Here is an 11,089-nt window from a genome sequence, read left to right on the forward strand (position 1 = left end):
GCGCTGGGTCAGGCTGGGGTCCGACGGTGATCGGCGACACGACTGTTTCGATGCGACCACGTCCGAATGATCAGGTGAGCGCACATCGGCAGAAGCGGATGCGGAGCGGTTCACCGAAGTTGGGACGCCCGCCATGCAGGGTTACCGATCGGAACGGCGGTCGATCCCGCAGCCGTCAAGACAACCGATCACCGGAGGCCGGCTGGCCCCGGTGCAAGTCGTACGTCGAGCCGTACCCGGCTCTGTACTTGTGCCGTACGCCGATCCCCTGCCGACCTTCGCACGAGGCCGCCTCGGGCGATCGTCCGGGCGGCCTCTTCTGCGTTTGCGGCCCGCACCAACCTTGCGCGCCAACGTGAGTCGCTGACCGGTCTTGTCAGGGCGTGACAGGCGAACAGCGAGTTCGATCGGCCTGACAGCCGAGATCTGGGCGGTGCATGTCATCCACGGCATGCCCGCCCGGTGGGGACCTCCACCCCGGTAAGGCCAACGGTCCGGCACGGCTGGCGCGGCGTACTGACACCGCAACCCTTCGCCATAGGCAAGGGAGGAGCGCCCCCACCGGACCACACGGACCTTCGCCCGGTCCCCATCGCGGCGGCCCGCAGATCCCCTGTGGAGCGCCGCAATGCACACGACTCTCTCAGTTCTGTCCGACCTCGCCGCCGCCGCGCCGCCGCCGATGGCGGCCCCCAAGAGCATCAACCAGGTCATCTCCGGCATCACTTCCTGGATCATGGGCATCATCGCGTTGGTCGCGACGATGTTCCTGGTCATCGGCGGCCTGCGGTACATGGCTGCCGGAGGCGACCCGGCCCAGGTCGAACAGGCCAAGGGCAACTTCAAGTCCGCGCTGATCGGCTACGCCCTCGCTGTGCTGTCCCCGGTGGTCCTGCAGGTGCTGCAGGGCATCCTCGGCGGCTGAGGCGGCCACCGGTCATGGTCAACTGGCTGATGAACGACCTGGTCAGCTGGCTCGCCGAGAAGGTCATCGACCTTCTAGGCGGCCTGCTGGCCTTCCTGACATCCTCCATGTTCATATCGCCGGACGTCACCGTCCTGCCACAGGTGCAGTCGATCGCCGATAAGGGCTCACTGGTCGTCAACGCCTGCTTCATCCTCGCGATCATCGCCGTGGGTATCGCCACGATGGTCGGCGATTCGGTCGAGATGCGCTATGACATCAAGGAGCTGATCCCCCGGCTTGTCGTCGGGTTCGTCCTGTCCACGTTCGCGGTCCCGCTGACCGCTGTGCTCATCGACATCGCCAACGCCCTGACGATGTCGATGACCGGCACGTCCGCGCCCACCACCGAGGCAGTCAACTTCGTCCAAGTACGCATCGCCTCCGCGATGACCGACCAGAGCGCCGCACTCCTCACGGCCATCATCGGGCTGCTCATCGTCGTGCTGATGTTCATGCTCGCCGGCAGTTGGCTCGTGCGGATCGGGGTACTGATCGTCCTGGCCGGGGTCGCGCCGGTGGCGCTGGCCTGCTACGCCACGCTCTGGACGCAGGGCGCCGCGCAGCTGTGGTGGCGCACCATCCTGGGGTGCCTCGCCACGCCCATCCTGCAGGCGGTCGCATTCTCGGCGGGCATCAACCTGCTGACCGACCCGGAGTCGAACCTGCCGATCCTGCTCGGCCTACCCGGCTCGGACACGGTGAACCTCATGCTCGTCATCATCGTGCTCTGGGTCACGATCAAGATCCCCAGCATGATGGGCCGGCACGTGACGGGCAGGGGCTCGCCGAAAATCGGCGGGATTCTGCTGCGCGCGGTGTTCATCCAGGGCGTCACCCGCCACCTGCCGCTCGGCGGGCTCGGGCGTACTGCCATGCGAGGTGGGCGATGACTCACGAGGACACCACCCCGCGCGCCGTCGTACCGACGGGCGCTTCATACTGCCTCTCCGATGACTGTTGTTGGGTTGATGGGCGGGTCACATGCTGATCGTCATCTCGTGCCGACGATGGCCGCGGCGATCCGGGGATGCCGCCGTCCAGCCGCGCGAAGCTGACCTGTGTGCTTCAACGATCGACTCGCGGCAGCCGCCCGCTCCGACCGCCAGCGCTGACGGTTGGGACGGGCGGCGTGTAACGGATAGCCCGGGTTACTGAGAATGGTCACCGTACGGGGTAAATGAGAATGCGCAGGTCCTGAGCGTCGACGAAGTCGATCGGCGATCAGAGTTGTCCGCTGAGGGATCGCCCTGCGGACACACGGTTGTGCACCCGGATGATGAGCATCTCTGCGGAAGGACGTAACCGGGACCGGGGGTAAAGGTGCGATGCTGAGTCCCGTGACGATCTACGACACAATTGGCGCGACGTACAGCAACAGCAGGCAACCGGACCCAAGGATCGCCGCGCAGATCACAGCAGCGCTTGGCGACGTCCAGACAGTCATCAACGTCGGCGCTGGCACGGGCTCCTACGAGCCGCCGCAGACGGTGCTTGCGGTCGAACCCAGCACAGTGATGATCGCTCAGCGGCCGCCAGGGTCGGCACCGGTCCTGCGGGCATTCGCTGAGTCCATCCCGGTTGCAGATGATGCTGCAGACGCGGTGATGGCGCTGTTGACCGTGCATCACTGGACGGACCTCGAAGCGGGAGTCGCAGAACTGTGCCGGATTGCGCGGAGACGTGTGGTCATCCTGACTTGGGACCAGAACATTTTCCGGCAGTTCTGGCTGCTACATGAATACCTGCCCGAAGCCGCCGCTTTCGACGACGCGCGTGCGGTGGCGGTGGACCGGATCGCGGCGCTGCTCGGCGGGGCTCGAGTGGAACCGGTACTGGTACCCGATGATTGCACCGACGGATTCCTCGCGGCCTATTGGCGCCGACCCGAGGCTTATCTCGATCCCGTCGTGAGGGCTGGGATTTCCCTGCTGGCCCAGACAGGGGAGGACGTTCTTCGACCAGGTCTGGACCGGCTTGCGGCCGACCTAGCCTCAGGTCGTTGGTATGAGCGTCACGCCGACCTGCTGAATCTGGTGCAATTCGACGCCGGATACAGACTCCTCGTCGCCGACCTATAGGCATCTGCTGTTTGGTCCGATGTCCGGTCAGGGTTCCCCTAACGGACGCTCGCTGCGGGAGGGGTCGGCTTGAGCCGGAAGGAGCTGGCGACCTTCTGCCGGTAGATCTCCTGGGTTTGAGCGTCCCAGGGGATGCACCAGCGGCCGGCACGGGTGCTGGCGGGGACCTGGCCCAGGCGCAGCCAGTTGTAGATCGCGTCGGCGGGGATGCCGAGCAGCTGAGCGGCTTGCTTGACGCTGATCTCCCCATCGTGGACCGCCACGGTGCGCGGCGTGAAGATCTTGTAGATCCCACGCACCCCGGCGACGTGCCGTGGGGTGAACCGCAGGTTCTTGCCAGTGCGCAGGCCAGCGTCGTTGAGCATCTTCGCGATCTGCACGTTGCTGTGGGTGGCGCCGTACTCGCGCACGATGGCGAGGGCCTGCAGTGGGGTGCGGCCCGGTCCGCGCCGCTCCACGACCAGTTCATCGGCGGCGCCGGTGTGCCACCGTACGCCGATCCGTACGGCGTCGGAGTCCTGTTCCAGCAGCAGGGTCACGTCGGCGATCAGCGTGCGCAGCAACCGCTTGCGATCGCGGTGGCTGGTCGTCGGCGCATCCCACAGCCGTGGAAGATCCGCGGCCAACGCTTGCAGGGCGTCGCGGTCGGGCGCCGGTGGTTTGATCGCGCGGGCGGTGGCCAGCGCCGCCTCGGCCTCGGCGAGGGTGGCGAGTTTGGCCTCCCATCGCGTTTCGAGCGTTCGTGCCACCAGCCGGTTCTCCGGTTCGACCTGACTGAAGGCACGTTCGGCACGGTCGGCCTCGTAGCGGGCGCGTTCGACGGCCAGCTCGGCCGCCCGGTTGGTGCGTACCTGCCGGTCGACCACCTCGTCGGCAGCCACGAGCGCGACCGCGATCTGTTGCGGGGTAACGGCTTTCAGCAGCAACGTCGCGACCGCGTCGTCCACGGTGTCGGCGGTGACCGTGCGGCATCGTGTGGTGGGCTCGGCACACTTGTAGGTGACCTTGCGGTCCTTGCGGCTGTAGCGGGTGCCGACCCGGCCGCCGCAGGTGCCGCACAGGATGATGCCCTGACACAGGGCAGAACCCTCGCGGACCGGCCGGGCGCCGCGCTGGGTGTTGTTCGCCGCGAGCCTGGCCTCGCTGGTGAGGAACTCCGCCCAGCTCACGTAGCCCTCGTGGTGGTCCTCGATCAGGACCGTCCATTCCTCCCGCGCCCGACGCCGGCGGGTGGAGCGCACCGTGCCGTCGGGCAGGACACGGCGCACCTCGCGGGTCTTGCCGAACGTGTAGGCCCCGGCATAGGTGGGATTCTTCAACGCCTGCGCCACCCGGGCATGGGTCAGCTTGCCCCATTTGATCGTCCCCGCCCATGCTCCGGCCCACGCCCGTTGCGGGAACAGCCTGCCGGTCTCGTGGAACGCCCGGACCGTCTTCAGCGCCGAACCGGTGCGCGCGAATTCGGCGAACAGGTCCTCGACCGCGCGGCGGACCTGCTCGTCGGGGTCCTTGACGATCTGCCCGTCCTCGTCGTAGACGTACCCGACCGGCAGCGGATGGCGTAGCTCACCCCGATGGGCTGCGGCGACCTTCGCCCCGTGCATCCGCCCGAGCAGGAAATGGAGCTCGATCTCCGACATCTGGCCCTTGAGGCCAAGCAGGATCCGGTCGTTGACGTCGGCCAGGTCGTACACGCCATCGGTGTCGATCAGCAGCGTGTCGGTCAACCGCGCCAGCTCCATCAACCTGGACAGGTCGGCGTTGGAACGGCCAAGCCGGGACACCTCCAGGCCGAACACCGCCCCGACCTCGCCCATGCACAACCGGGCCACGATCTCGCGGTAGCCCTCCCGCTCGGACCCGAACCGCCCGGACACGCCCAGGTCGGCGTCGACCACGACGATCTGCTCGGCCAGCCACCCGTACTCGGCGGCGGTCGTGGCGAGCCCGTACTGGCGCTGGGTCGACTCGGTGTTCTGCCTCACCTGCGCTGTCGTCGACTGTCGCACGTAGACGATCGCCAGCCGCGACAGATGACTCGCCGTGATCTTCGAGGTCGGGTTCATCGCGCCCGCTTCCGTGCAGCAGCGACTCGACCATGTTCGCCACCAGCATCGCTACCTGGCGAACGTCCCACCCGCTCAACAGTCCCCGTTCCCGGCCCACTCGGGCCGTCGTCCACACCACCGTCAGGAGCCTGTTCATGGGAATCCGCCACCGCCAACGCTGGATCGATCTTGTCGATCAGCGTCCGCGCCGCCGACAAGCCCTCCACCGCCAACCGATCAGACGACGCCGCGACACCCCGGTCGGTCCAGTCCTGCGCCACCGTGATGCGCCGCCTCCCCTCGACCTCACACACGAAGAGCAGACCATGCCGCTTGCGCTGCGTGAACAGCACAACCAAGCTCTGCCCCTTCAACGGATGGAACGGATGAGTGATCACCAATGAGTCCGAAATACGACGAGGCTGACGGGTCGTATACGGCACGGACTCCGGCCAACGTCAACGAGCCCGACCGTATCGCGTTCGGGCTGACGTTCCGGCAGCTGGGCATCATCGGCGGTGTCAGCCTCGCCGGGTTCGGTCTCTACCGCACGTTCGGGCGTCTGCTCCCGCCGGTGGCCTGGATCGTCGCCGGGGTCATCGTGTTCGCCGTCGCGATCGTGGTGGCGCTCGGCCGCCGTGACGGCCTGCCCCTGGACGTGTGGCTGCGGCACGGGTTCGCGCTCAGCCGTAGCCCGCGCACGCTCACGCCGGGTACGACTCGGGCAAGCGCGGTCGCGGTCGTGGCCGGCAAGCCGAGCGTCCCGGCGCCGCTGTACTCGCCGGTCACGGCGATCAGCCCGGCCGGAATCCTGACCTCGGAGGGCAGCGACAAGGTTCTGATCGCCTGCGGCACCACGAACATTCACCTGCGCACCGGTAGCGAGCAGGGCGCGCTGCTGGACGGGTTCGGCCGGTTCCTCAACGGTCTGACCGGGCCGGCGCAGATCGTCGTGGCTGCTCAGCGGCACGACCTGACCGCGTACGCGCAGGCAACCGTCGACCATGCGCCGCGCCTGCCGCATCCGGCGTTGCAGGCCGCCGCCGACGACTACGCCAATTTCATCCTCGACCTCGACGACCAGCGGGATCCGTTGCGCCGGCAGGTCCTCGCCGTCGTCACCGGAGAGCACGCAGCCGACGCCGCCGTGCGCGCCCTGTCCGGTCTCGGTGTCGAAGCCGCCGCCCTGGACGGGCCGGCCGTCACCGCCGCCCTCGCGAACGCGGTTGATCCGTTCTCTCCCCCGCCGCCTGGCCCCCGAGCGGTGCCCGGCGCCCCGATCACCCTACGGAGCACATCATGAACCTGTTGAAGCCCAAGAAAAGTGTCGCGGCCGGGGAGGGAATGCCCTCCCCGGCCGCGTTGTCGGTCACGCCATGGCACGTGCAGGTCGGTGACGGGTACGCCGCCACCTACGTGGTGTGCGGCTACCCGGCCGAGGTCGGCCCGGCCTGGTTGGACCCGCTGCTGTCCTACCCCGCACGGGTCGACGTCTCGGTGCACCTAGACCCGGTGCCGCCGCAACTGGCCGCGCCGATGCTCAAACGCCAGCGCGCCCGCCTCGAATCGTCGCGCCGCCTCGACGCCGATCAGGGACGCTTGGGTGACCCGATGGTCGAGGCGGCAGCGGCCGACGCCGCCGACCTAGCCGAACGCGTCGCCCGCGGGGCAGCAAAGCTGTTCGACACCGGCATCTACGTCACCGTCCACGCCCGCACCCTCGACGAGCTGCGCACCGTCACCGCGGGCGTGAAGGCGGCCGCCGCCAGCGTGCTGCTGGACCTGCAACCGGCCACGTTCCGCCACCAGCAGGGCTGGATCTCCACGCTGCCGGTCGGCGTGGACCCGCTGCGGATGCGCCGCATCCTCGACACCACCGCCCTCGCGGCGGCGTTCCCCCTCGCCTCGGCGGACCTCGCCGCTCCCGCCCCGGGCACCGCCGCCCCGCCCGAAGGGGTGCTCTACGGGGTCAACACCACCTCCAACGGGGTCGTCATCTGGAACCGGTGGGCGCAGGACAACCACAACTCGGTCGTCCTGGCCCGCTCGGGTGCGGGCAAGAGCTACTTCGTCAAGCTCGACGTGCTGCGCAACCTGTACCAGGGCACGACGGTGTCGATCATCGACCCCGAGGACGAGTACGCGCCCCTCGCGGAGCACGTCGGCGGCACCGTCGTGCAGCTCGGCCAGCCCGGCGTGCGGGTCAACCCCCTTGACCTGCCCGCCGACAACCGGCCCGACACCCTGACCCGGCGCGGCCTGTACCTGCACACACTCATCTCGGTCATGCTCGGGGCGACCCCACCGCCGGCCGAACGCGCCGCGCTGGACCGGGCCATCACCGCCACCTACAACCGGGCAGGGATCAACGGCGACCCGGCCACCTGGACCACACCCGCGCCGCTACTGCGGGACCTGGCCGAGATGCTGGCCGACGACGACGACCCGGCCGCAGGACAGCTCGCCGCCCGGCTCGCCCCCTGGACAGTCGGCAACTTCGCCAGCCTGTTCGACGGGCCGACCACCACCACCCCGCGCGGGCACCTGGTCGTGTGGTCGCTGCGGCACCTGCCCGACGAGCTGCGCACCGTGGGCACGCTGCTGGCACTCGACTCGATCTGGTCGGGCATCGACACTCCGGCCACGGGCGCCCGCCGGCGGCGGCAGCTCGTCGTGGTGGACGAAGCCTGGCTGCTCATGCGCGACGGCGAAGGCAGCCGATTTCTGTTCCGGATGGCCAAGGCCGCCCGGAAGCGGTCCGCCGGGCTGTGCGTGATCACCCAAGACGCGGCCGACGTGCTGTCGACCGACCTCGGCCTCGCCGTCGTGTCCAACGCCGCAACCCAGGTGCTGATGCGTCAGAGCACGCAGTCCATCGACGCGGTGGCCGAGGCGTTCAGCCTGACCGCCGGCCAGGCGCGGCTGCTGCTGTCGGCGCCGCGCGGCGAGGGCCTACTCGTCGCCGGCCGTAGCCGGATTCCATTCCGGGCCCTCGGGTCGGCCGCCGAGCACCGGATCGCCGTAACCGGGATCGGGGAGTCCGAATGACACCCACCCCGACATGGCCGGCCGACCTCGGGCACTGGATCATCGTCCGGCCGTGGCTCGGCTTCCTCGCCGCCGCCGCGATCGTCGGCGCGGTGTTCGCCCATGATCAGGTGCTCGCCTGGCGGCACAAGCGGTTCGCGATCGGCGCGCGGTGGCTGACCATCGCCGCCCCGCCGGAGGTCACCGACACCGCCGCCGCAGCGTTCTGGACCACCCTCATCGGCGTGCTGACGCCGTCGGTGTGGCAGCAGCGCGTGTTCGGCATCCCGCACGTCGGGTGGGAGTACACCTGGACCGGCCGCGCCCTGACCATCCGGGTCTGGGTGCCCGCAACGGTGCCGCGCGGCGCGGTCGAAGCCGCCGTCCGGGCAGCCTGGCCCGCCGCCACCCTCACCACCACAGACGCCGCCGCGCCCATCCCGGCAGAGGTAGGCGAGCAGGTGGGCGGGGCGCACTGGCCGCAGCACACCGACGGGCTGCCGCTGCGCAGCGAGCACGACACCGACCCGCTGCGGGCGCTGCTCGCCGCCGGGGCCGAGGTACGCCACCGCGAACACGCGTGCGTGCAGATCCTCGCCCGCCCAGCACCCGCCCGCCGCGTGCGGGCGGCCAGACGGGCAGCGGCGACCACCAGCAACCATCCCCACGGGCGGCCCGACGTGGCCACCCGCGCCGTCTCAGGCGCGGCACGGCTGGCCATCGAGCCACTGCTGTGGCTCCTCGACGCGTTCACGCCAGGCCCGTCCCGACCGCGCACCCCGGCCTACGCCACAGCGGCGCGGGCGGCCGAGCGGGACCCGGCGGCCACCGCCGACGCCCGCACAATCGTGGACAAGGCCGTGCGGGTACCGCACTTCGAGATCGCGGTGCGGTTCGCCGTGGCCGCCGACGCCGACAAGACAGCACCGGACAAGCTACGGGCCACGCAGGTCCGCTCGCGCCTCGTCGGACTCCGGCACACCATCGCCTCAGCCGCCGCGGCGTACACCGGCCCAAACCGGCTACGGCGCATGAAGATGCCACAACCGGTGGCCACGATCACCGGACGGCGGCTGCGGCGCGGGTTCCTGGCCACCGTGCCGGAACTCGCCGCCCTCGCAGCGCTGCCACAGGACCTCGCCGTGCCGGGCCTCGATCGGGCGCGGGCCAAGGCCGTGCCGGCGCCGGTGCAGGTGCCCTCCGGCGGGCGAAGCGTGAAGGTACTGGGCCGCTCGCAGATCGGCCACCACAGCGTCGGCCTGAACGTCACCGACGCCCGCCAGCACGTGCACGTGGTCGGCAAGACCGGCGTCGGCAAGTCAACGCTGCTGCTGAACATGATCCTCGGCGACATCAAGGCCGGACGCGGGACGGTGGTCATCGACCCGCGCGGGGACCTGATCACCGACATCCTCGACCGGCTGCCCGTCTCCTACGCCAAAAAGATCGTGATCATCGACCCGGACCAGGAGAACCCCGGCTGCTTCAACCCCCTCGATGACGGCGGCGATCCCCACCTTGCCGTGGACAACCTGGTCGGCATCTTCGCCAAGATCTTTCAAGGCCAGTGGGGGCCACGCATGGACGACACCATGCGGGTGGCCTGCCTCACGCTGATGCGCCACGCCAAACCCACCCTGAGCCTGGTCCCGTCGCTGTTGCAGGACCGCGACTTTCGGGCCCGGTTCACCCACGGCCTGGACGACCCGGACGGGCTCGGCGGGTTCTGGCTCTGGTACGACGGCATCAACGAGCAGTTCCGAGGTCAGGTCATCGCCCCCGTCCTCGCCAGGCTGCGGGCCTTCCTGCTGCGGGACTTCGTGAAATCGGTGATCGGCAACGCCCACTCATCCTTCGACATGGGCACGATCCTCAACGGCGGAGTCCTGCTGTGCCGGCTGCCCAAGGGCATCCTCGGCGAGGAGACCAGCCGCATCCTCGGCTCGATGATCGTCGCCCGGGTGTGGCAGGCCGCCATCGCACGGGCCACCATCCCCGAAGACCAGCGCAAGGACGCCTGCCTGTACGTCGATGAGTGCCAGAACTTCCTCACGCTGCCCGGCAGCATCGGGGACATGCTGGCCGAGGCGCGCGGGTTCCGCCTCGGCCTGGTGCTGGCGCACCAGGACCTGGCGCAACTACCCAAGGACCTCGCCGCGGCGGTGTCGGCCAACGCACGAACAAAGCTGTTCTTCACCGTCGACCCGGCCGACGCCAGGGAGCTGTCCCGGCACACCAAACCCGAGCTGGACGAGCACGACCTCGCCCACCTCGACGTCTACACCGCCGCCGCCCGGCTACTGGTCGGCAACCGGGAACTACCCGGCTTCACCTTCACCACCAACCCACCCGCGCCGGTCGTCGGTGAGACGACCGCGATCCGGCAGGAGTGCGCCACCGCTCACAGCCGCACCGCTGGTGAGCCGCCGATGCAGCAGCTCGCCCGTACGGCGATGAAGCGGCGCATGGCCGAACGCGAACGCTGATATCCAGGCCGCCCGTGCGGGGCCTCGGCTGGGTGCGGCACCGGGGGCTCGTTTGGGGGTGTCCGCGACACGAGACCCCACACGAGCCCCCTGCACCCGGCCTGTCAGGTGCCTGACCTGCCCAAACCCACCCGACAGCGGACCCATCATCAAGATCGACTCATCCAGACTCCCTACGGGACTCTCTCTCCAGGGGGCGAAGCCACCTATGCCGCAATCGCGCTCGGCCAGCCTGCTGACCATCTATCCCCACATCACCAGCCGTGACCGCCTGCTGCTCCAGCTGCTCGACGACCACCAGGTCCTCACCACCGACCAGATCCACCGCATGCTCTTCCTCGCCCGCCGGACCTGTCAGATCCGGCTCAGTGAGCTGGCCGCCCTGGGCTGTTAGCCGTCACCGAAGGTGACGACGAGTTGGCTCTTGCCCGTCATTGATCTTGAGGGAGTCTCTGGCGTGACCCGGTGGGGTTGCGCTTGTTC

The 11,089-nt window shown here is 69.3% G+C and carries 9 protein-coding genes; 7 read left to right on the top strand and 2 right to left on the bottom strand.

Annotation, left to right across the window (positions count from 1 at the left end):
* Nucleotides 1-628: 628 nt before the first annotated feature.
* The 3 genes from ABZ807_RS32490 (at nt 629) to ABZ807_RS32500 (ending at nt 3,045) form a co-directional block, all read left to right on the top strand.
* Nucleotides 629-925: a pilin gene (locus ABZ807_RS32490; protein WP_357166729.1), complete on the top strand. Its 297-nt coding sequence runs from the start codon at nt 629-631 to the stop codon at nt 923-925.
* A gap of 29 nt (nt 926-954) precedes the next feature.
* Nucleotides 955-1,857, top strand: a complete 903-nt coding sequence (locus ABZ807_RS32495) for a hypothetical protein (protein WP_357166732.1) — start codon at nt 955-957, stop codon at nt 1,855-1,857.
* Nucleotides 1,858-2,304: 447 nt separating this feature from the next.
* Nucleotides 2,305-3,045 (top strand): methyltransferase domain-containing protein, encoded by a 741-nt coding sequence (locus tag ABZ807_RS32500; protein ID WP_357166735.1) that lies wholly within the window; start codon nt 2,305-2,307, stop codon nt 3,043-3,045.
* A gap of 38 nt (nt 3,046-3,083) precedes the next feature.
* On the opposite strand, the gene ABZ807_RS32505 is transcribed toward ABZ807_RS32500, so the two are convergent.
* Nucleotides 3,084-5,111: a recombinase family protein gene (locus tag ABZ807_RS32505; protein WP_357166738.1), complete on the bottom strand. Its 2,028-nt coding sequence runs from the start codon at nt 5,109-5,111 to the stop codon at nt 3,084-3,086.
* Nucleotides 5,108-5,491, bottom strand: coding sequence for a DUF5372 family protein (locus ABZ807_RS32510; RefSeq protein WP_357166741.1), 384 nt, complete (start codon nt 5,489-5,491; stop codon nt 5,108-5,110). The genes ABZ807_RS32505 and ABZ807_RS32510 overlap by 4 nt, the downstream gene beginning before the upstream one ends.
* A gap of 2 nt (nt 5,492-5,493) precedes the next feature.
* On the opposite strand from ABZ807_RS32510, the gene ABZ807_RS32515 reads away from it, so the two are divergent.
* From ABZ807_RS32515 to ABZ807_RS32530, 4 genes are all read left to right on the top strand, one after another.
* On the top strand, nt 5,494-6,396 hold the full coding sequence (locus ABZ807_RS32515) for a PrgI family protein (RefSeq protein ID WP_357166744.1): 903 nt from the start codon (nt 5,494-5,496) through the stop codon (nt 6,394-6,396).
* Nucleotides 6,393-8,141: a DUF87 domain-containing protein gene (locus ABZ807_RS32520; RefSeq protein ID WP_357166747.1), complete on the top strand. Its 1,749-nt coding sequence runs from the start codon at nt 6,393-6,395 to the stop codon at nt 8,139-8,141. Before ABZ807_RS32515 ends, ABZ807_RS32520 begins: the two co-directional genes overlap by 4 nt.
* Complete coding sequence (locus tag ABZ807_RS32525; protein WP_357166750.1) at nt 8,138-10,606, top strand: DUF87 domain-containing protein; 2,469 nt, start codon at nt 8,138-8,140, stop codon at nt 10,604-10,606. Before ABZ807_RS32520 ends, ABZ807_RS32525 begins: the two co-directional genes overlap by 4 nt.
* Nucleotides 10,607-10,814: 208 nt before the next feature.
* Nucleotides 10,815-11,000 (top strand): replication-relaxation family protein, encoded by a 186-nt coding sequence (locus tag ABZ807_RS32530; RefSeq protein ID WP_357166753.1) that lies wholly within the window; start codon nt 10,815-10,817, stop codon nt 10,998-11,000.
* The last annotated feature ends 89 nt before the right edge of the window (nt 11,001-11,089 follow it).

The sequence above is a fragment of the Micromonospora sp. NPDC047548 genome, assembly GCF_040642975.1.
Classification (GTDB): domain Bacteria; phylum Actinomycetota; class Actinomycetes; order Mycobacteriales; family Micromonosporaceae; genus Micromonospora.

What these genes read in the sequence shown, in the direction of transcription:
- ABZ807_RS32525 (WP_357166750.1), top strand. Translation starts at nt 8,138, where the DNA reads ATGACACCCACCCCGACATGGCCGGCCGACCTCGGGCACTGGATCATC.
- ABZ807_RS32515 (WP_357166744.1), top strand. Translation starts at nt 5,494, where the DNA reads ATGAGTCCGAAATACGACGAGGCTGACGGGTCGTATACGGCACGGACT.
- ABZ807_RS32490 (WP_357166729.1), top strand. Translation starts at nt 629, where the DNA reads ATGCACACGACTCTCTCAGTTCTGTCCGACCTCGCCGCCGCCGCGCCG.
- ABZ807_RS32520 (WP_357166747.1), top strand. Translation starts at nt 6,393, where the DNA reads ATGAACCTGTTGAAGCCCAAGAAAAGTGTCGCGGCCGGGGAGGGAATG.
- ABZ807_RS32505 (WP_357166738.1), bottom strand. Translation starts at nt 5,111, where the DNA reads ATGAACCCGACCTCGAAGATCACGGCGAGTCATCTGTCGCGGCTGGCG.
- ABZ807_RS32495 (WP_357166732.1), top strand. Translation starts at nt 955, where the DNA reads ATGAACGACCTGGTCAGCTGGCTCGCCGAGAAGGTCATCGACCTTCTA.
- ABZ807_RS32530 (WP_357166753.1), top strand. Translation starts at nt 10,815, where the DNA reads ATGCCGCAATCGCGCTCGGCCAGCCTGCTGACCATCTATCCCCACATC.